21 protein-coding genes are annotated in these 18,812 nt (G+C 73.0%); 13 read left to right on the top strand and 8 right to left on the bottom strand.

What is annotated here, in order from left to right; all coding sequences use genetic code 11:
- Positions 1 to 85: 85 nt before the first annotated feature.
- The 6 genes from rpsM (at position 86) to truA (ending at position 4,478) form a co-directional block, all read left to right on the top strand.
- Entirely contained in the window at positions 86 to 466 is a 381-nt protein-coding gene (gene rpsM / locus ABD823_RS04750; RefSeq protein ID WP_344856294.1) for a 30S ribosomal protein S13, read from the top strand.
- 45 nt (positions 467 to 511) lie between these two features.
- A complete protein-coding gene (rpsK, locus tag ABD823_RS04745; RefSeq protein WP_020542285.1) occupies positions 512 to 916 on the top strand; it encodes a 30S ribosomal protein S11 in 405 nt (134 codons plus the stop codon).
- Between the two features lie 20 nt (positions 917 to 936).
- Positions 937 to 1,563: a 30S ribosomal protein S4 gene (rpsD, locus tag ABD823_RS04740; RefSeq protein ID WP_344856291.1), complete on the top strand. Its 627-nt coding sequence runs from the start codon at positions 937 to 939 to the stop codon at positions 1,561 to 1,563.
- A 103-nt stretch (positions 1,564 to 1,666) separates the two neighbouring features.
- Positions 1,667 to 2,683, top strand: coding sequence for a DNA-directed RNA polymerase subunit alpha (locus ABD823_RS04735; RefSeq protein WP_344856289.1), 1,017 nt, complete (start codon positions 1,667 to 1,669; stop codon positions 2,681 to 2,683).
- A 268-nt stretch (positions 2,684 to 2,951) separates the two neighbouring features.
- A complete protein-coding gene (gene rplQ, locus ABD823_RS04730) occupies positions 2,952 to 3,485 on the top strand; it encodes a 50S ribosomal protein L17 (RefSeq protein WP_344856287.1) in 534 nt (177 codons plus the stop codon).
- Positions 3,486 to 3,563: 78 nt separating this feature from the next.
- Positions 3,564 to 4,478 carry a tRNA pseudouridine(38-40) synthase TruA gene (gene truA, locus ABD823_RS04725; RefSeq protein ID WP_344856285.1) on the top strand — a complete coding sequence of 305 codons (915 nt, stop codon included), beginning with the start codon at positions 3,564 to 3,566 and terminating at the stop codon, positions 4,476 to 4,478.
- Between the two features lie 208 nt (positions 4,479 to 4,686).
- Here the strand turns inward: truA and ABD823_RS04720 are convergent, their stop codons facing one another.
- The 3 genes from ABD823_RS04720 to ABD823_RS04710 form a co-directional block, all read right to left on the bottom strand.
- A complete protein-coding gene (locus ABD823_RS04720; protein ID WP_344856283.1) occupies positions 4,687 to 6,411 on the bottom strand; it encodes a hypothetical protein in 1,725 nt (574 codons plus the stop codon).
- A 106-nt stretch (positions 6,412 to 6,517) separates the two neighbouring features.
- Positions 6,518 to 7,627, bottom strand: coding sequence for a hypothetical protein (locus ABD823_RS04715; RefSeq protein WP_344856281.1), 1,110 nt, complete (start codon positions 7,625 to 7,627; stop codon positions 6,518 to 6,520).
- Positions 7,628 to 7,662: 35 nt separating this feature from the next.
- On the bottom strand, positions 7,663 to 8,391 hold the full coding sequence (locus tag ABD823_RS04710; protein ID WP_344856279.1) for a CAP domain-containing protein: 729 nt from the start codon (positions 8,389 to 8,391) through the stop codon (positions 7,663 to 7,665).
- 401 nt (positions 8,392 to 8,792) lie between these two features.
- On the opposite strand from ABD823_RS04710, the gene rplM reads away from it, so the two are divergent.
- From rplM to ABD823_RS04690, 4 genes are all read left to right on the top strand, one after another.
- Positions 8,793 to 9,236: a 50S ribosomal protein L13 gene (gene rplM / locus ABD823_RS04705; RefSeq protein ID WP_344856277.1), complete on the top strand. Its 444-nt coding sequence runs from the start codon at positions 8,793 to 8,795 to the stop codon at positions 9,234 to 9,236.
- 71 nt (positions 9,237 to 9,307) lie between these two features.
- The gene (gene rpsI / locus ABD823_RS04700) at positions 9,308 to 9,829 is read left to right on the top strand and encodes a 30S ribosomal protein S9 (protein ID WP_344856275.1); all 522 of its coding nucleotides are present in this window, start codon (positions 9,308 to 9,310) and stop codon (positions 9,827 to 9,829) included.
- Positions 9,830 to 9,833: 4 nt separating this feature from the next.
- Positions 9,834 to 11,210 carry a phosphoglucosamine mutase gene (glmM, locus tag ABD823_RS04695; protein WP_344856273.1) on the top strand — a complete coding sequence of 459 codons (1,377 nt, stop codon included), beginning with the start codon at positions 9,834 to 9,836 and terminating at the stop codon, positions 11,208 to 11,210.
- Positions 11,211 to 11,336: 126 nt separating this feature from the next.
- On the top strand, positions 11,337 to 11,867 hold the full coding sequence (locus ABD823_RS04690) for a hypothetical protein (RefSeq protein WP_344856271.1): 531 nt from the start codon (positions 11,337 to 11,339) through the stop codon (positions 11,865 to 11,867).
- Between the two features lie 60 nt (positions 11,868 to 11,927).
- On the opposite strand, the gene ABD823_RS04685 is transcribed toward ABD823_RS04690, so the two are convergent.
- The 5 genes from ABD823_RS04685 to coaA form a co-directional block, all read right to left on the bottom strand.
- A complete protein-coding gene (locus tag ABD823_RS04685) occupies positions 11,928 to 12,644 on the bottom strand; it encodes an ABC transporter permease (protein ID WP_344856269.1) in 717 nt (238 codons plus the stop codon).
- Between the two features lie 2 nt (positions 12,645 to 12,646).
- Positions 12,647 to 13,561, bottom strand: a complete 915-nt coding sequence (locus ABD823_RS04680; protein ID WP_344856267.1) for an ABC transporter ATP-binding protein — start codon at positions 13,559 to 13,561, stop codon at positions 12,647 to 12,649.
- On the bottom strand, positions 13,558 to 14,544 hold the full coding sequence (locus ABD823_RS04675; protein WP_344856265.1) for an ABC transporter permease: 987 nt from the start codon (positions 14,542 to 14,544) through the stop codon (positions 13,558 to 13,560). Before ABD823_RS04675 ends, ABD823_RS04680 begins: the two co-directional genes overlap by 4 nt.
- Positions 14,537 to 15,442 carry an ABC transporter ATP-binding protein gene (locus tag ABD823_RS04670; RefSeq protein WP_344856263.1) on the bottom strand — a complete coding sequence of 302 codons (906 nt, stop codon included), beginning with the start codon at positions 15,440 to 15,442 and terminating at the stop codon, positions 14,537 to 14,539. Before ABD823_RS04670 ends, ABD823_RS04675 begins: the two co-directional genes overlap by 8 nt.
- A gap of 126 nt (positions 15,443 to 15,568) precedes the next feature.
- Entirely contained in the window at positions 15,569 to 16,501 is a 933-nt protein-coding gene (gene coaA / locus ABD823_RS04665; RefSeq protein WP_344856261.1) for a type I pantothenate kinase, read from the bottom strand.
- A gap of 161 nt (positions 16,502 to 16,662) precedes the next feature.
- Here coaA and ABD823_RS04660 point away from each other — a divergent pair, with 161 nt between their 5' ends.
- The 3 genes from ABD823_RS04660 to ABD823_RS04650 form a co-directional block, all read left to right on the top strand.
- On the top strand, positions 16,663 to 18,087 hold the full coding sequence (locus ABD823_RS04660; protein WP_344856259.1) for an alkaline phosphatase PhoX: 1,425 nt from the start codon (positions 16,663 to 16,665) through the stop codon (positions 18,085 to 18,087).
- A 40-nt stretch (positions 18,088 to 18,127) separates the two neighbouring features.
- The gene (locus tag ABD823_RS04655; RefSeq protein WP_344856257.1) at positions 18,128 to 18,478 is read left to right on the top strand and encodes a holo-ACP synthase; all 351 of its coding nucleotides are present in this window, start codon (positions 18,128 to 18,130) and stop codon (positions 18,476 to 18,478) included.
- Positions 18,479 to 18,488: 10 nt separating this feature from the next.
- Positions 18,489 to 18,812, top strand: a 324-nt coding sequence (locus ABD823_RS04650) for an NAD(P)H-hydrate epimerase (protein ID WP_344856255.1), incomplete at its 3' end; no start/stop codon positions are given.

Below are 18,812 nucleotides of genomic sequence, written 5' to 3'. Positions count from 1 at the left end.
GTCGGAGGCCGGGGCCCTCACCCCGGGCATGGGGAGGGGCGGTGAAGCGCAGGACCTCCGCCACAACGAAGGAGAATGCCCGACCATGGCTCGCCTGGTTGGCGTCGACCTCCCCCGCGACAAGCGGCTGGAGATCGCTCTCACCTACATTTTCGGGATCGGCCGCACGCGCGCGCTCGAGACCCTCAAGGCCACCGGCATCAGCGGCGACCTCCGGGTCCACCAGCTCACGGACGAGGAGCTCGTCCCGCTCCGTGACTACATCGAGGCCAACTTCAAGATCGAAGGTGACCTCCGCCGCGAGATCCAGGCCGACATCCGTCGCAAGATCGAGATTCAGTCCTACCAGGGCATCCGGCACCGCCGCGGTCTCCCCGTGCACGGTCAGCGCACGCAGACCAACGCGCGCACCCGCAAGGGCAAGAAGAAGACCGTCGCCGGCAAGAAGAAGCCCGGTAAGAAGTAGTCCGCGCAGCCGCAGGACCGAAGACCTCAGGAGTGAAGGCAAACAATGCCTCCTAAGAGCCGTCAGGGCGCCCCGAAGAAGGTGCGCCGCAAGGAGAAGAAGAACGTCGCTCACGGGCACGCCCACATCAAGAGCACGTTCAACAACACGATCGTTTCGATCACCGACCCGAACGGGAACGTGATCTCCTGGGCCAGCGCCGGCCACGTCGGGTTCAAGGGCTCCCGCAAGTCCACCCCGTTCGCCGCGCAGATGGCCGCCGAGAACGCCGCCCGCCGCGCCATGGAGCACGGCATGCGCAAGGTCGACGTCTTCGTCAAGGGCCCGGGCTCGGGCCGTGAGACCGCCATCCGCTCGCTGCAGGCCACCGGCCTGGAGGTCGGGTCCATCCAGGACGTGACCCCCGTGCCGCACAACGGCTGCCGCCCGCCCAAGCGCCGTCGCGTCTGAGCCCCAGGAGAAGATAGAAAATGGCTCGTTACACGGGTGCGGACTGCAAGCTCTGCCGCCGGGAGAAGGTCAAGCTCTTCCTCAAGGGCAAGAAGTGCGAGTCCGCGAAGTGCCCCATCGAGATCCGCCCGTACCCGCCGGGTGAGCACGGCCGCGGCCGTCCCAAGGAGACGGAGTACCAGCTCCAGCTCCGCGAGAAGCAGAAGACCCGTCGCATCTACGGCGTCCTCGAGAAGCAGTTCCGCAATTACTACGAGGAAGCCAACCGCAAGAGCGGCAAGACCGGTGAGAACCTCCTCCAGATCCTGGAGAGCCGTCTCGACAACGTGGTCTACCGCGCCGGTTTCGCCGAGTCCCGCGACGCCGCCCGCCAGCAGGTCCGCCACGGCCACATCCTGGTGAACGGCAAGAAGGTCGACATCCCGTCGTACCGCGTCCGCGAGCACGACATCATCGAGGTCCGCGAGAAGGCCCGCAACCTCATGCCGTACGAGGTCGCGCGCGCCACCGCCGGCGACAAGACCTACCCGGCCTGGCTGGGCGTCTCCGCCGAGGCCATGAGGATCCTGGTCCACCAGCTCCCGGTCCGTCAGCAGATCGACACCCAGGTCCAGGAGCAGCTGATCGTCGAGCTCTACTCCAAGTAGCGGCTCCCGTAGGTGCCGTGCGGCATACGCCGTACGGCACCTATGCTTGTTCTTACCGAGCGGCGTCAAATAGCGGGCGCCGCACGTCCAGGGGAGAACCCACATGCTGATCGCTCAGCGCCCGACCCTTCTCGAGGAGACCATCGAGGAGACGCGCTCCCGGTTCGTCATCGAGCCGCTGGAGCCGGGCTTCGGTTACACCATCGGCAACTCGCTGCGGCGCACGCTGCTGTCGTCCATCCCGGGCGCGGCCGTGACCAGCATCCGCATCGAGGGCGTGCTGCACGAGTTCTCGACCGTCCCGGGGGTCAAGGAGGATGTCACCGACATCATCCTGAACCTCAAGGAGCTGGTCGTCTCCTCCGAGCACGACGAGCCCGTGGTCATGTACCTGCGCAAGCAGGGCCCCGGCGAGGTGACCGCCGCCGACATCGCGCCCCCGGCCGGCGTCGAGGTGCACAACCCCGAGCTGCGCATCGCCACGCTGAACGGCAAGGCGAAGCTGGAGATGGAGCTGACCGTCGAGCGCGGTCGCGGCTACGTCTCCGCCGCGCAGAACAAGCAGCCGGGCCAGGAGATCGGCCGCATCCCGATCGACTCGATCTACTCCCCGGTGCTCAAGGTCACCTACAAGGTCGAGGCGACCCGTGTCGAGCAGCGCACCGACTTCGACCGTCTGATCCTGGACGTCGAGACCAAGCCGTCCATGAAGCCCCGCGACGCGGTGGCCTCGGCCGGCAAGACCCTCGTCGAGCTGTTCGGCCTCGCCCGCGAGCTGAACGTCGAGGCCGAGGGCATCGACATCGGCCCGTCGCCGACGGACGCGGCCCTGGCCGCCGACCTGGCGCTGCCGATCGAGGAGCTGAACCTCACCGTCCGCTCCTACAACTGCCTCAAGCGCGAGGGCATCCACACCGTGGGCGAGCTCGTCGCCCGCAGCGAGCAGGACCTGCTGGACATCCGCAACTTCGGTGCGAAGTCCATCGAGGAGGTCAAGCAGAAGCTGCACGAGATGTCGCTGGCGCTGAAGGACTCCCCGCCCGGCTTCGACCCGACCTCGGTGGCCGGCGGCGGTTACGACGACGACGACAGCGCGTACGTCGAGACCGAGCAGTACTGACGTACTGACCCCGCGGGGGGCTCCGCCCTCCGCGACCCCCGAAGGGCACCGCCCCCTCGGGACGGTTCGATCCGCGGGGGCCCGCGCCCCCGCACCCCGAAGCTTCGGGGCCGTCCGACCACGCGGGGACCGCACGCGGCCCCCGCGATCCGCCCCGGAGGCGCGAGTCTCCGGGGCGTTCGGTGACGCGGGGGCCGCGACGAGGTCCCCGCGGCCCGACCCCGGTACCTGACACGGCCGGGGCGGGTTGACTCTCAAGGAGAACGACATGCCCAGGCCCACCAAGGGTCCCCGTCTCGGCGGCGGTCCGGCTCACGAGAAGCTGATCCTGGCGAACCTCGCCACCCAGCTCTTCCAGCACGGCCGCATCAAGACCACCGAGGCCAAGGCGAAGCGTCTGCGCCCGCTGGCGGAGAAGCTCATCACCAAGGCGAAGAAGGGCGACATGCACAACCGTCGCCAGGTGCTGACGGTCGTCCGTGACAAGGGCGTCGTCCACCACCTCTTCACCGAGATCGCCCCGGCCTTCGCCGAGCGTCCGGGCGGCTACACGCGGATCACCAAGGTCGGCGTCCGCAAGGGCGACGCCGCCCCCATGGCGGTCATCGAGCTGGTCTCCGAGCCGCTGAACACGGTCCGCGTGGCCAAGGCCCCGGCCGCCGAGGCGAAGACCGAGGAGGCCCCGAAGGCCGAGGAGACCGCCGAGACCCCGGTCGCCGACGAGGCCGCCGAGGCTCCGAAGGCGGAGGAGGCCGCCGAGGCTCCGGCCGAGGAGACCGCGGACAAGAAGGACAACGCCTGAGTTCTCAGGTCGGGTGAACGGGTCCGGCATCCCCTCGCGGGGGCGCCGGGCCCGTTCCGTTTCCCCGGGAGGGACATCGTGGTACGGCTGCGCCTGGATCTCGCCTACGACGGCACGGACTTCTCCGGCTGGGCCCGGCAGCCCGGCAGGCGGACGGTCCAGGGGGAGATCGAGGACGCGCTCGGCAAGATCCTGCGGCTCGACGGGCCGCCCGCGCTGACCGTGGCGGGGCGGACCGACGCCGGGGTGCACGCCCGCGGGCAGGTGGCCCACGTGGACGTGGCGGAGGAGGCGCTCGCGGCGGTGGAGGGCCGGCGCAGGAGCCCGCGCGGGAAGGACACCCCTCAGAGCGCCGCCCAGGACGCCGCCCGGGAGGCCGTGCCCGCGGAGCAGCGCCTGGCTGAGCGCCTCTCAGCGCTCCGCAGGAGGCTGGCCGGTGTCCTCGACCCGGACGTGCGCGTCCATCGCGTCACGGTGGCTCCTGAGGGCTTCGACGCGCGTTTCTCCGCGCTGTCCCGCCGGTACGCCTACCGGGTCTGCGACTCTCCCTCGGGAGTGGATCCGCTCCGCCGCCGGGAGGTCCTCTGGTACGCCCGCCCGCTCGACCTGGACCGGCTCAACGCGGCGGCCGGGCTCCTGATCGGCGAGCACGACTTCGCGGCGTTCTGCCGCAGGCGGGAGGGGGCGACGACGATCCGCGAACTGCAGCGGCTCGACTGGGTGCGGGAGGGCGGCCTGCTGGTGGCGACCGTGGTCGCCGACGCCTTCTGCCACTCGATGGTCCGGGCGCTCGTGGGGGCGCTGCTGGCGGTCGGCGAGGGGCGCCTCGGGGTGGAGTGGCCGGGGCAGGTGCTGGCGCGGGCCGTACGGGACTCCGGGGTGCACGTCGCGCCGGCGCACGGGCTCTGCCTGGAGGAGGTGCGCTATCCCGAGGACGCGGAGCTCGCCCGCCGGGCCGCGATGACCCGCCGGGTCCGCACGCCCGCGGGCTGAGCGGGCTCCACCGGGCCGGCGGTCCGCGGTGGTCCGCCGGGTGCGCGCGTCCGCGGTCCCTCCGGGCGGGAGGCCCGGCGGAGCCGGTGGCGGGGCGGTCCGCGGTGGTCCGCCGGGTGCGCGCCCGCGGCCCCGCCGGACGGGAGGTCCGGCGGGGCCGCGGATCCGATGGCGGGACGGGGCCGGCGGAGCCGGCGACCCTGTGGGATCAGCGGGTGAGGCGCCGCTCGACGACCTTGGCGGTCTGGTCGCGGAAGGCCCCGCTGAGCCTGCCGAGGCTCTTCTCCTTCGCGGTGGGGGTGTGCCCGTCGGCGAAGGTGGCGTAGCTGAACACGATGTAGCGGCCCCACACCAGCCCCGCCGCGTAGCCGCCCGCGATGTGCATGCGCTCGGCGCCGGTGCCCTCGGAGCCGCGCAGGCCGCGGAACCACAGGTTCTTGCCGAGGTCCTTGGCCTGGTCGACCTTCACGGCCGACTCCCTGGTGGGCAGCACCGCGATCCCCGTGGTCACGGCGTACTTCTTCTTCCTGTCCACGTAGGTGGCCCGGAGCACGCGGCGGCAGTCGCCGTTCTTGAGCGCGGTGGCGAACGCGCCGGTCGCGGCCTTGTCGCAGTCCTGGGCCAGGTGGGTCTTGACCCGGGTGAACGTGGTCCCGGAGAGGGTCAGCTTCTTGGCGAACGCGTCGGCCACGGTCATCTTGCCCGGGTCGGTCAGCTCGGAGTTGAGCATGGTGGTGTCGATCAGCTCCTCCGTGGGGATGTCCACGGGGCTCTCCGAGGCCGGGGCGCTGACCGCGGGCGCGGCCGGGGGAGGCGTCGTGTCGGCGTTGAACGACCGGTAGGCGAAGAAGGCACCGGTGCCGATGCCGCCCACCACGACCGCGACCGCGGCCGCGGCCAGGACGAGCCTGCCCCGGCCCGGGGAGGCGGGGGCGGGCGGTGGGGCCGGGGGCGCGGTGGCCGAGGGCGGCTCGAACGGCCCGCGCTCCACCGCGGGGCCGTCGGACGGGCGGGCGCCGGGGGGACCGGGGGGGAGCGGCAGCGGCGGGGGCACGGGCGGGAAACCCCGCGGCGGGGTCGGCTGGTCGGCCAGGACGGGGAGCGGCGCGGGCGGGTCCGCCGGGGCGGCCGGTACGGGAGACGGAGGCGTGGAAGCTGTCATGGGGGGAGGGGAGACGGGGACGGGTCCGGCCGGTGGCGGGACCGGCGCGGACGAAGGCGCGGTGGGACCGGCGGGCGCGGCCGGAGGCGGGCCCGGCCGGTCGTCCGCCGCGGAGGGGGCGGATTCCCGCGGTTCCGGCGCGGCGGATGCGGCGGAGACGGGCTCCTGCGGCTCCGGTGCGCCGGGAGCGGGGACGCGGATGTCTACGGTGTTCTCCTGGCTCTCGGATGGGGGGGAGGAGGTGTCCTCCTGGCTCCCGGGCTCGGGAGGGGCGGAGGGCCGCGCCGCGGCGCCGCCGGACGCGCCGGGGCGGATCTCCTCGTCGGAGTCGGGCCAGGACAGCTCCTCGACGGGCTCTCCGGTGGCCGCAGGCCATGCCGGGATGCCGGGGGCGTCCGAGGCGGGTGAGGGCCACACCCGCATGCCCGCGGCGGCCGCGGTGAAGGCGGGCGGAGGCTGCCACGCCGGGGCGTCCGGTGCGCCGGACCCCTCCGGCGCACCGGGGCCGGTCGCGGAAGGCGCGCCGGGCGCGGGTGCGGCGGGTCCGGCCTCGGACGACGGCGGGTCGTAGGAGGCCGCGTCGTCGCCGGGAGCCGTCCACGGCCGGTCGGCCGCGGGCTCCGGCGGCGCGGTGCCGGGCCGCTCGCCTTCGATCGGGTCGGTCCGCGGCACGGGCGACGAGGGGCGGCCGAAGCTCGGCGGCGGCGTCGCCGGTACGGCCGAACCGTCGGTCGCGCGCTCGTGCTCGGATCCGGATTCCTGGCCACGCATACCTGGCAGCGTAGCGACAGCCGGAGATCGGCACGTGGAGTATGGGTGTTCCTGGCCGGATCGCCCGCCGGCGCCGCGGCCCGGGAAGGGCGGGAGGGGCGCCCGCTCAGGGGCGCTTGCCGGTCAGCGAGCGCGACTCCAGGGCGGGCGTGACGGTCGCGTCGGCGACCCCGAACGCGGCGGCGTTGAGCTTCTTCGTCTCGGAGGCGCTGGGCAGGTGGCCGTCCTTGTACTGGAACCAGACGAGCACGGCGTAGTGCCCGTGCCGCCACCCGCCGGCGAACGCCTCGCCGGTGCCGAGGGACTTGGTGGCCTTGTCCTTGCCGGGCAGCACCTTGAGGTACTCGCGCGCGGACTTCTTCCCGCTGACGGCCTTGACGACCTTCGTCGCGGCCGCCGAGGTCGCCAGGTTGGCCACGCCGAGGGTGCCGATGACCTTCCCCGAGGCGTCGCGGAAGCTGGCGCGCAGGAACTGGTTGCACTTGCCCTGGGTGAGGGCCTTCTGCACGGTGGCGCCGACCACGGCGTCCTTGCACTTCTTGTCGTGCCGGCTGACGGTCATGGTGTAGCTCTGGCCCTTGACGCGGACCTTCTTGCTCTTGAACACCTCGTCCAGCGTCAGCTTGTACGGGTCGGTCTTGCGGGACTCGGCGAAACCGAACACGCCCCCGGGGTTGGCCGGGATGGCCGGGCCGGTGGCGGCCGGGACGGGGGCCGGGGCGTCCGCGGCGCCGGCCGGGTCGTCGTCGCCGGAGCTGGCGAAGACCGCCAGGCCGACGCCCCCGGCGATGAGCACGGCGACCAGGGCGATCGCGACGAAGGTGGGCAGGAGCGCGCGGGCGCCCTCCTCGTAGGGGCTCCACGCCTGCTTGCCGGCCCGCGCCTTCGCGCCCCCGGCGGGACGCCGCGGGGCCTTCCCCGGGCGCGTGGGCCCGTCACCGTCCGGCTCCCGCGGCGGGACCTCCTGGCGGGCCTCCTGAAGGAAGGGCTCCCGGCGGGGGGCCTCCGGGGGCACGGGGCGGGGATCGGGGTCCGGGTGCCGCGGGCCGTACCCGGGGGCCGGCGCGGGCGTGCCGAACCAGCTCTCGCCCTGCCCGCCGGGGTGCGCGCCGGGCGCGGACGGCCGCTGCGGCGCGCCGGGCGGGAGGTGCGGCTGCGGCGGGCCGCCTGGCTGTGCGTACGGCTGGCGGCGGGGAGAGTCACCGGGGAAACCCATGCGCTGAGATTAACTCCGTATCGGGGCGGATCCGGTCAGGAGTAACCGAAATCCTGCGTCCACCAGGGGCCGCCGAGTCCCTCCACCACGCCGACCCCGGTGGCCGTCAGCGCGCAGTTGAGGATGTTGCGCCGGTGGCCGGGGTTGGCCATCCAGCCCCGCACGGCCTCCTCCGCGGAGGTGTAGCCGCGGCCGATGTTCTCGGCGCCTCCGTCGGGGTAGCCCGCAGCCTCCATCCGCTCCCAGGGGGAGGTGCCGTCCGGGGAGGTGTGCGAGAAGTCGTCGCTCAGCGCCATCTCGGAGGAGTGGGCCCGCGCCGACCGGACCAGCCGCCTGTCGATCCGCAGCGGGGCGCACCCGGCTCTGCGGCGCTCGACGTTGGTCAGGCGGACGACCTCGCTCTCCATGGCGCTCAGCGCCTGGGCGACGCCCTCGCCGCCGTCGCCCCGCAGGACGTAGCGGGAGTCGCCGTCGGTGTGGCCGTCGATGACGTTGCGCGGGCCGTCGGAGGCGCGCGGTGAGGGCCGGCCGCGCTCCGGCGCCGTCGCGGAGGGGGTGGCGGCGGGGCCGGTGGGACGGACCACCCGGCGCAGCGGCGCCCGCTGCTCGGCGGCCCGGCCCGCCCCGATCGCCGCGCTGGGCGAGGGGACGGCGGGGGCGGCCTCGTTCAGGTAGATCTGCCCGGCCGGCTGCTCGTCGAGGCTCCCCCGGCCCAGGGCGAACCCGATCAGCAGGACGACCGCCAGGCAGGCGAACAGTCCCACGCGGCGCAAGCCGGTCCGCCGGGTATGCCAGGGGTAAGGGGACTGCCACATACTGCTATCAACGATAGAGATGTTGAGATAGTTGAAGAAGGGAATGTCGGGAACGAGTTGCAAACGTTCTGCCAAGTGCGGCCCCCGGCTCGCCGGGCCGCCCCCTCCGGCGCGGTAAACTCTCCGCGGGCGCCGGTGGAGGCATCGTTTTGACCCTCCCTCCTCTCCGGCTGTATCCTGCTGATTCGTTGTGTGCGAATTGGTCTCCTCCGTAGACCGATACGCGGCGCGTCCGGCGTCATCTCCTTTTGGGAGACGGAAGGTCCGGGCTGTCGTGCGCCCGCACCTACCGACCATGTTGCTGTCACGTCCGACAGCGCCGAAGACGCGAACAAAGAAGGCATACGACCGTGCGCACGTACACACCCAAGCCTGCCGAAGTCGAGCGTCAGTGGTATGTCATCGACGCCACCGACATCGTGCTCGGGCGGCTGGCCAGCCACGTCGCGACGCTGCTTCGCGGTAAGCACAAGCCGATCTTCGCGAACCACGTCGACACCGGTGACTTCGTCATCGTCATCAACGCCGACAAGGTCGCGCTGACCGGCAACAAGCTCGAGACGAAGAAGGCCTACCGGCACTCGGGCTACCCCGGCGGTCTGCGTTCCATGACCTACGCCGAGCTCATGGACAAGCGCCCCGAGCGCGCCGTCGAGAAGGCGGTGAAGGGCATGCTGCCCAAGAACGCCCTCGGCCGGAAGATGATCAAGAAGCTCAAGGTCTACTCCGGTTCCGAGCACCCGCACCAGGCTCAGCAGCCGGTGCCCTTCGAGATCAACCAGATCGCCCAGTAGCCGTACGAGCTGCGCATCGCCAGCAGCGTTGGCCGACGGCCGGCGCCGAGTAGGAAAGTTTGAGGAGAACCGTGGCTGAGCCCACCGGTGTCGAGACGCCCATCGAGGGCGAGCTGGACGACTACAACGCGGAGGAGTTCCCCTCCGAGTACACCAGCGAGTCCGCCCCCGCCGGCGGCGAGGCCGTGCGCAAGCCCATCACCCTGGGCAACTCGTACGGCACCGGCCGCCGCAAGGAGGCCGTCGCCCGCGTGCGCATCGTGCCGGGCACCGGCAAGTGGACGATCAACGGCCGTCCGCTTGACGTCTACTTCCCGAACAAGGTCCACCAGCAGATCGTCAACGAGCCCTTCGTGACGCTCGGCGCCGAGGGCCAGTTCGACGTCATCGCCCGCATCGACGGCGGCGGCGTCACCGGCCAGGCCGGTGCCCTGCGCATGGGCCTGGCCCGCGCGCTGGCGACCCTGGACGTCGAGGTCAACCGCCCGCCGCTGAAGAAGGCCGGCTTCCTGACCCGTGACGCCCGCGCCACCGAGCGCAAGAAGTACGGCCTCAAGAAGGCCCGCAAGGCGCCGCAGTACAGCAAGCGTTAATACCTTGGGGCGCCTTTTCGGCACCGACGGGGTGCGTGGGGTCGCGGGCCGCGACCTCACCGCCGAGCTCGCCATGGACCTGTCCGTGGCCGCGGCTCATGTCCTCGGCGACGCCGGAGCGTTCAGCGCCGACGACGGGCGGTCCGGTTCCTCGCCGGGCCGCCCGGTCGCCGTTGTGGGCCGGGACCCGCGGGCTTCAGGAGAGTTCCTGGAGGCCGCGGTGGTCGCCGGCCTGGCGTCGTCCGGCGTGGACGTGCTCCGGCTCGGCGTGCTGCCGACCCCGGCGGTCGCTTATCTGACGACGGCTCTCGGAGCCGACATGGGCGTGATGATCTCCGCCTCGCACAACCCGGCCCCGGACAACGGGATCAAGTTCCTCACGCGGGGCGGCTACAAGCTGCCCGACGCGGTGGAGAACGAGATCGAGCGGCGTCTCGGCGAGAAGTGGGACCGCCCGGTCGGCGCCGCGGTCGGCCGCGTGCGCGACGCGTACGGCGAGGCCGACCGCTACGTGTCCCATGTGCTGTCCACCCTGCCCGGCCGGCTCGACGGCCTGGACGTCGTGCTCGACTGCGCCCACGGCGCCGCCCACGTGGTGGCCCCCGAGGCGCTGATCAGGGCCGGGGCCAAGGTCGAGACCATCGGGGCCCGCCCCGACGGGCTGAACATCAACGCCGGAGTCGGCTCCACCCACCTGGACAAGCTCCGGCAGGTCGTGGTCGCCCGCGGCGCGGACGTCGGGATCGCCTACGACGGCGACGCCGACCGCTGCCTGGCGGTCACGCACACCGGAGAGGTGGTCGACGGCGACCAGATCATGGCCGTGCTGGCCCTGGCCATGCACGCCGAGGGCCGCCTGCCGGGTGACACCGTGGTCGCCACGGTGATGTCCAACCTGGGCTTCAAGCTGGCGATGCGGGAGGCCGGGATCACCGTGGTGGAGACCGCGGTGGGCGACCGCTACGTCCTGGAGGCCATGCGGGAGGGCGGCTACACCCTCGGCGGCGAGCAGTCCGGGCATGTGATCATGCTCGACCACGCCACCACCGGGGACGGCCTGCTGACCTCGCTCCACCTGCTGGCCGCCGTGGCCCGGGAGGGCCGGTCGCTGGCCGACCTCGCCTCGGCGATGACCCGGCTCCCGCAGGTCCTGGTCAACGTCAGGGGCGTGGACCGGGCGAAGGGCTCGGTGGACGCGGTGCCGGAGCTGGCGGCGGCCGTCGCGGAGGCCGAGGGCGAGCTCGGCGATACCGGCCGGGTGCTGATCCGGCCCAGCGGCACCGAGCCGATGATCCGCGTCATGGTCGAGGCCGCATCCGCGGAGCAGGCCGAGCGCGTCGCGGAGCGGCTGGCGGACGTCGTCCGCACGGTCTGCGTGTGACCTCGCCGAGCGGGTCCGGCGCCTTCGGCTGAAGGGCCGGGCCTGCTCCGGCGGGCGCTTCCCGGGCGTGCGGGAGGCGCGGAATCGCGTTGACGCTTCACTGGAAAGTTCGCCATATTTGCGGACATGACCTTTATACGTCCCCTCGCGGGAGTGGCCCTCGCGTCCGCTCTCCTGACCGGTTTCACCGCGACCCCGGCCGGCGCCACGACCCCCGCAGCCGTGACGGCCTCCAAGGTCCAGGTGGCCGGTACGGTCGAGACCGCAGCGGTCCGCCCCCGTAACGGGAAGATCCTCTACGCCCGCCTCCGGGGCGGCCACGGCACCCTGAAGATCAAGAACGGGACGCGGCAGGACTCCGTCGTCACTCTCGTGCGGGGCAAGCAGAAGGCGATCAGCGTCTACGTCCGGGCGCGGTCGAACGCGAAGGTCACCGGTGTCCGGGACGGCACCTACCGGATCTACTTCACCAGCGGCTACCGGTTCAACGCCAAGAGCGGCCGCTTCACCCGGGCTGCCGTCTACCAGCGCTTCGACGACCGGCTGCGGTTCACCACGACCTCGACCAGCTCGACCATCTGGACGCTGACCCTCAACCCGGTCAAGGGCGGCAACGCCCGCACCCGCGGCGTCGACCCGAAGGACTTCCCGGCCTGACGTCCCGTCCGGCCCGCTCCGACCCCGTACGGCCCGCGCCCGAGGCGCGGGCCGTACCCGTCACTCGTCGCCGGTCAGGGAGAAGCCGCGCAGCCGCAGGCCCGCCCAGACGACGGCGCCGGCCGTGACGACCACCAGCGCCGGCACGGCGAAGCCGAGCGCGATCTCGGTGCTGAGGAAGGCCGACGACGACACCTGGTCGGCCACCGTCTGGGACCACTGCTGGATCGAGAACCGGCGGGCGCCGGGCACGAAGTTGCCCACCACGCCCTCCCAGACCACCGCGTAGGCGATGCCGATCGTGACCGCGTGTCGGGTCAGGACGCCCAGCAGCATGAACACCGCCGCGTAGGCGACCCCGCCGACCAGGGCGCCCAGCGCGAAACCGCCCGCCACCCCGGACTCCGCGCCGATCAGCAGGTAGGCGGCGGCGAAGGTCGGCACGGCGGCGAAGACGGCGACGACCGAGGCGGCGACCGCGAACTTGGTCTGCGCGATCACCGGCCGGGAGATCGGCTTGGCCAGCAGGTGGATGACCGTCCCGTCGTCGATCTCGGGGGCGATCACGCCGGTGCCCGCGATCAGGCCCAGCAGCGGCAGCATGACGCCGATGGAGAAGGTCTGCAGGAGCGTGACCGTGGCCCGCTCCCCGTCGGCGCCCACCACGCGCAGCAGCACGGCCAGGCCGAGCAGCACCAGCGGGAGCAGGACGAGCAGCCAGACCCGCCGGCGGCCGAGCAGCGCCCGGTAGGAGATATCGGCGATGACACCGTTCATGGTCAACCGCTCCTGTTGATCAGGTAGGAGAAGACGCTCTCCAGGTCTTCGTCGGCGGGGGAGACCTGCCAGATCCGCACGCCGGCCTCCCGCGCCAGGCGGGGCAGCAGCCGGGTGAAGCGCTGGAAGTCCAGGGCCTGCACCTGCAGGCCCGCCTCGGTGAGGGAGACCGCGCCGGAGGAGGCGTCGGAGATCAGCGCCGCGGCCAGGCGGCGGTCGTCGCTGGAGCGGACCCGGAACAGGTGGGGCCGGTCGGTCATCCGGCGGCGGATCTCGCGGAAGTCGCCGGAGGCGGCGTGCCGGCCGGCGACCAGGACCTCGATGTGCTGGGCGACGCGCTCCACCTCCTCCAGGATGTGCGAGCTGAACAGGATGGTCCTGCCCTCGGCCCCCATGGCGCGGATCAGGTCCATCAGGTGCAGGCGCTGGCGCGGGTCCATGCCGTTGAACGGCTCGTCCAGCAGCAGCACCCGGGGGTCGTGCACGAGCGCCGCGGCGACCTTCACCCGCTGGCGCATGCCCTTGGAGTAGGTCTCGATCCGCCGGTCGGCGGCGCCCTCCATCTCCACCAGGGCCAGCGCCTTGTCCGTGGCGCCCTCGGGGTCGGGCAGGCGGTGCAGCCGCGCGCCGGACAGCACGAACTGCCGGCCGGTGAGGAAGCCGTAGACGGCCTCGCGCTCGGGGACCAGGCCGATCGAGCGGTAGATCTCGTGGTTGCGCCAGATGGGGGCGCCGTCGAGCGTCGCGGTCCCGCCGGAGGGGGCCAGGAACCCGGCCATCATGTGCAGCAGCGTGGACTTGCCCGCGCCGTTGGGGCCGAGCAGGCCGGTGACGCCGGGGCCGATGGTCATGGTGACGTCGTTGACGGCCACCACGTTGCCGTACCAGCGGGAGACCTGGGTCAGTTCGATCTTCATCGCGCGGCCGCCTTCCGGTAACGGGCGATCAGGGCGGTCACCGAGAGCGCGATCAGGCCGAGCATGATCGCGATCGCGCCCGCCGTGCCGAGGCCGGCCGGGTAGGAGCCGGGGCCGGACGGCTCGGCGCCGAGGAGGCCCACCTGGACGGCCGCGTCCACCAGGAAGAAGGGGTTGATCAGCCAGGCCCAGCCGGCGGCGGTGTAGTCGTTGACCGACTCCATCACGGCGGCCACGACGGTCGAGACGCCCGAGGTGAGCAGGTAGAACGCGATGACCGAGGCGACGCCCAGCCCGCGCCGGGGGGTGAAGGAGGCGATCGCCACCCCGAGGCAGGCCAGCAGCACCGCGTAGCCGGCCGCGCCCGCCATGCTCGTCAGGTACTCGCCGGTGCGCGGGGCCCCGGGCGGGTCGACGATCAGCTCCCCGGCGAACAGCAGGGTCAGCGGTACGGCCAGCAGCAGGAAGAGCGCGGCCGTCATCGCCGCGAGCTTCGCCCCGACGTAGTCCCCGATCGTCACCGGGCGCGACAGGTAGAGCGGCAGCACCCGGAAGCGCAGGTCGGGCGCGACGGTGTACGGCGACTGCGCGGCGAGGAAGATCGCGAGCACGGCCTGCATGACGACCGCGTACTCGGTGTACCCGACGGCCCTCTGCTGCGCCAGGGTCATGACCGCGATGGAGACCACGGCCGGCAGCAGCATGGTCCCGGCCAGCAGGAAGGGGATGATCTTCGCGCGTGCCGTGCGGCCGATGCCGAAGACGCCGCGCAGGCTGTGCAGGACCAGGGCGGCGGTGGCGTGCCCGCGGCCGAGGCGCGGGCCGTCGTAGTGGCGGTACCCGATGTCGTGGATGACACCGGAGGGGGCCGCGGGGTCCCCGGCGGCGGGACCGGCGGCGGGGCTCTGCGGCGAGGGGGCCGCCGGCGGGGGACCCCCGGCCGGCGGATTCCCGGCGGAGGAGGCGGGGGGCAGGTCAGGCATCGGCGGGCTCCCTGAAGACGTCCTCGATGCGCCGGCGGCCCTGCTCCATGCGGATGAGGCACAGGTCGAGGTCGCAGACGGCGTCGCGGACCGTGTCGTAGGTCTCCGGGGTCCGCACGTCGACCAGGAGCGTGCGGCCCTCGGTGGTGACGGTCTCGCCCAGCTCGGCCAGGCGGGCGGCCAGCAGCTCCCGGCCCTCCTCGACCTCGACCGTGACGGTCCGGGTCTCCTGGGTGAACTCGGAGATGGCCGAGGAGCGCAGCAGCGTGCCGCCGTCGATCACGATGACGTGGTCGCAGATCCGCTCCAGCTCGCCGAGGAGGTGGGAGGTGACCAGCACGCTGATGCCGAACTCGGTGCCGATCCGGCGGATCAGCGCGAGCATCTCGTCGCGGCCCTGCGGGTCGAGCCCGTTGGTGGGCTCGTCCAGGAAGACCAGCCTGGGGTCGTGCACCAGGGCCTGGGCCAGCTTCACCCGCTGCTTCATGCCGGTGGAGTAGCCGCCCATCGCGCGGTAGCGCTCCTCGTACAGGCCCACGTGGCGCAGCACGTCGGCGGCGCGCTCGCGCGCGGCGGTGCGCGGCAGGCCGGACATCCGGGCCAGGTGCACGGTGAACTCGGTGGCGGACAGGTCGGGCGGGAGGCAGTCGTGCTCGGGCATGTAGCCGACGGCCCGGCGGATCTCGGCGCCCTGCGTCGTCACGTCCATGCCGAGCACCCGCGCGCTCCCCTCGGAGGGGGCGAGCAGGCCCAGCAGGATCTTGATCAGCGTGGACTTGCCCGCGCCGTTGGCGCCGACCAGACCGGTCACGCCGGGCCCGACGGTGACGGTGAGCCGGTCGAGCGCCGTCACCCGGGGGAAGCGTCGGCTGAGCCCCTCGGTGGCGAGGATTGTCATGATCGGACACTATCCGCCGGAGACCGGGCGCGCCTCGGTCATCCGGACGACCCGCCCCTCGTCCGTAAGTCCGGGGAAACCCTGAGGCCGGCGCCCGGGCGGGACCCGGGGCGCCGGGAGGCGGGTTCAGACGCGGCGCAGCCGTACCTTGCGGATCGCGTGGTCGGCGCCCTTGTGCAGCACGAGCCCGGCCCGGCCCCGGGTGGGGGCGATGTTCTCGATCAGGTTGCGCTCGTTGATGTCCCGCCAGACCTCCTTCGCGAACGCCGTGGCCTCCTCCTCGGACATCTCGGCCAGGTGCCGGAAGTAGGACTTGGGGTCCTCGAAGGCCGTGCGGCGGAGCTTGTGGAAGCGGTCCAGGTACCAGTCGCGGATGTGCTCGGGCCTGGCGTCCACGTAGATCGAGAAGTCGAAGTAGTCGTTGACCGCCAGCGCGGTCGGCGGCGCCGGCTGCAGGACGTTGAGGCCCTCGACGATGAGGATGTCGGGCCGGCGCACGGTCTGCACGGCGCCCGGCACGATGTCGTACTCCAGGTGGCTGTAGACCGGGGCGCTCACCTCCGGCTGCCCCGCCTTGACCGCGGCCACGAACCTGACCAGGGCCCGCCGGTCGTAACTCTCCGGGAAGCCCTTGCGGTGCATGATGTCCCGCTCGGTGAGGACCCGGTTCGGGTAGAGGAAGCTGTCGGTGGTGATCAGCTCCACCCGCGGGTGCTCGGGCCAGCGGGCCAGCAGGGTGTTCAGCAGCCGCGCCGTGGTCGACTTGCCGACCGCGACGCTCCCGGCGATGCCCAGGATGTACGGCGCGGGCTCCCGGCTGGAGCCGAGGAAGGTGGTGACCGCGGCGTTGCGCTGCCGGGCCCCGGTGAAGTGCAGGTTGAGCAGCCGGGTCAGCGGCAGGTAGACGTCGGTGACCTCGGCCAGGTCGATCGGATCGTCGACGCCGCGCAGCTCCGCCAGCTCGTCCTCGGTGAGCGTGAGCGGAGTGTTCTTGCGGAGCTCGCTCCACTGCGCCCGGCTCAGCTCCACGTACGGCACAGCCGTGTCCCACCCTGCCATGGCTCGCAAGCCTACTGACCGGTCACCGGCGGCCTCGGCGGGGGGCGGGCGGCGCCCGGTCCCGTCGGCCGCCCGCGCCGTGATTGGCGACAAATGCCGTATGAACGGGCGGTGGCGGGGCTTACCGTGGCAGGGATCCCCGAGCCTGGGAGGGCAGCGCCATGGACCGTCCGGACCGCCGTCGTTTCCTCGCCGGGACCGCGGCGCTGGCGGCCGCGGGCGTGGCGGGGCCGTTCGCCGGGGTCGCCCGGGCCGGGCGGGAGGGGCGGCTGCGCCGCGGGGGCGGGTACGGGGCGCTGCTCCCGGTCCCCGACGAGCGGGACGGCGTGGTCCGCCTCCACCTGCCGCGGGGCTTCCGCTACCGCTCGTTCAACCCGGCGGGCGAGCCGTTCACCGACGGCACGGCCACCCCCGGCAGGCACGACGGCATGGCCGCCTTCCGCGGGCCGCGCGGGACCACGATCCTGGTCCGCAACCACGAGGTCAACGGCCCCGTCGGCGCGTTCGGCGACCCGGCGAAGGCCTACGACCCGGCGGCCGGGGGCGGTACGGCGACGCTCCAGGTCACCCGCGACGGCCGGGTGCTCAGATCCGGGCCCAGCCTGACCGGCACCCAGATGAACTGCTCCGGCGGAGCCATGCCCTGGGGCTCCTGGGTGACCTGCGAGGAGACCGTGAACGGGCCGGACGTCGGCGACGACTTCACCGGCCAGGACAACACCAGGCTCGAGCGCCGGCACGGCTACGTCTTCGAGGTCCCCCTCGACGGCCGGCCGAGCGGGCCGATCAGGAGCGCCGGGCGGTTCGCCCACGAGTCGGCCGCGTTCGACCCGTCGAGCGGGGCGGTCTACCTCACCGAGGACAACTTCGGCTTCCCCTCCGGCTTCTACCGCTACCTGCCTCCGAAGCACCCGCTGCGCGTCCGGAGGATCCTGGACGGCGGCAGGCTCCAGATGCTCGCCGTACGGGGCGAGCCGGGCAGGGACCTGTCCCTCGGCCAGCCCGAGGGGGCCGTCTACCGGACCACCTGGGTGGACATCGACGACCCCGATCCGGTCTTCACCGGCAGGCCGGCCAACGACGTCGCGATCCGGGCCGTCGGCGACCAGGGGCGGGCCGGGGGCGCGGCGCTGTTCTCCCGGCTGGAGGGGGCGGTCCACCACCACGGCACGGTCTACTTCGTCTCCACCCAGGGCGGCGCGACCGCCTCCGGCGACACGCCGCCCAGCGGGTTCGGCAAGGGCCGGGGCCAGGTCTGGGCGTACGAGACGTGGAGCGGGCGGCTGAGGCTCGTCTACGAGTCCCCCGGCTCGCTCGTCCTCGACCTGCCCGACAACGTCACCACCAGCCCCCGGGGCACCCTGGTGCTGTGCGAGGACGGCGACGGCGACAACCACCTGCGCGGCCTGACCCGGCGCGGTGAGGTCTTCGACTTCGCCCGGCTGGTCCCGGTCGACGGGGACTCCGGCGCCGAGTTCGCCGGATCCGCCTTCGGCCCGGGCGGCCGCACCCTCTACGTCAACGTGCAGTCCTCCCGGGGCGTGAGCTTCGCCGTGTGGGGCCCGTGGCACGAGGGCGGCTTCTGAAGGCGGGCCCCCGCCGCCCCCGGCCCCGTACCCTGGGGCGGTGATCGTGGGCATCGGCGTGGACGTGGTGGACGTGGCCCGGTTCGCCGCGGCCCTGGAGCGCACTCCGGGGCTGCGCGCGCGGCTGTTCACCGAGCGGGAGCGAGGGCTGCGGACGGAGTCGCTGGCCGCGCGGTTCGCGGCCAAGGAGGCCGTGGCCAAGGCGCTCGGCGCCCCGCCCGGGCTGAGCCACGCCGAGGCCGAGGTGGTGACCGGCGAGCGCGGCCGCCCGGAGCTGCGGGTGACCGGGCGGGCCGCCGAGGTCGCGGAGGAGCTCGGGGTGGCCCGCTGGCACGTCTCGCTGACCCATGACGGGGGCGTCGCCGTGGCCTACGTGATCGCCGAGGGTTAGATTCGGTCGGGTGCGGACGGCATACACCTCTGACCAGATCAGGGCGGCCGAGGCGGCGCTGATGGCGACGCTGCCCGACGGCGCGCTCATGGAACGCGCGGCCACCGGACTCGCGGTGGCCTGCGCCCGGATGCTCGGCCGGGTGTACGGCTCCCGGATCGTGCTGCTGGTCGGCGGCGGCGACAACGGCGGCGACGCGCTGTACGCCGGGGCCCGGCTGGCGGCCCGCGGGGCGCGGGTGCACGCGGTCCTGGCCGGGACGCGGGTGCACGCGGGCGCGCTGGCCGCGCTGCGCCGGGCCGGCCGCCGGGTGCTGGAACCGCGGGGCGGCGCC

Origin of the sequence: Planomonospora alba (assembly GCF_039534085.1) — a bacterium.
GTDB classification, from domain to species: Bacteria; Actinomycetota; Actinomycetes; order Streptosporangiales; family Streptosporangiaceae; genus Planomonospora_B; species Planomonospora_B alba.
This window is presented reverse-complemented; position numbering and strand designations above follow the sequence as displayed.

Coding starts and splice junctions, on each gene's coding strand:
- rpsM (WP_344856294.1), top strand. CDS start 86: ATGGCTCGCCTGGTTGGCGTCGACCTCCCCCGCGACAAGCGGCTGGAG.
- rpsK (WP_020542285.1), top strand. CDS start 512: ATGCCTCCTAAGAGCCGTCAGGGCGCCCCGAAGAAGGTGCGCCGCAAG.
- rpsD (WP_344856291.1), top strand. CDS start 937: ATGGCTCGTTACACGGGTGCGGACTGCAAGCTCTGCCGCCGGGAGAAG.
- ABD823_RS04735 (WP_344856289.1), top strand. CDS start 1,667: ATGCTGATCGCTCAGCGCCCGACCCTTCTCGAGGAGACCATCGAGGAG.
- rplQ (WP_344856287.1), top strand. CDS start 2,952: ATGCCCAGGCCCACCAAGGGTCCCCGTCTCGGCGGCGGTCCGGCTCAC.
- ABD823_RS04720 (WP_344856283.1), bottom strand. CDS start 6,411: ATGCGTGGCCAGGAATCCGGATCCGAGCACGAGCGCGCGACCGACGGT.
- ABD823_RS04715 (WP_344856281.1), bottom strand. CDS start 7,627: ATGGGTTTCCCCGGTGACTCTCCCCGCCGCCAGCCGTACGCACAGCCA.
- ABD823_RS04690 (WP_344856271.1), top strand. CDS start 11,337: ATGACCTTTATACGTCCCCTCGCGGGAGTGGCCCTCGCGTCCGCTCTC.
- ABD823_RS04685 (WP_344856269.1), bottom strand. CDS start 12,644: ATGAACGGTGTCATCGCCGATATCTCCTACCGGGCGCTGCTCGGCCGC.
- ABD823_RS04680 (WP_344856267.1), bottom strand. CDS start 13,561: ATGAAGATCGAACTGACCCAGGTCTCCCGCTGGTACGGCAACGTGGTG.
- ABD823_RS04675 (WP_344856265.1), bottom strand. CDS start 14,544: ATGCCTGACCTGCCCCCCGCCTCCTCCGCCGGGAATCCGCCGGCCGGG.
- ABD823_RS04670 (WP_344856263.1), bottom strand. CDS start 15,442: ATGACAATCCTCGCCACCGAGGGGCTCAGCCGACGCTTCCCCCGGGTG.
- coaA (WP_344856261.1), bottom strand. CDS start 16,501: ATGGCAGGGTGGGACACGGCTGTGCCGTACGTGGAGCTGAGCCGGGCG.
- ABD823_RS04660 (WP_344856259.1), top strand. CDS start 16,663: ATGGACCGTCCGGACCGCCGTCGTTTCCTCGCCGGGACCGCGGCGCTG.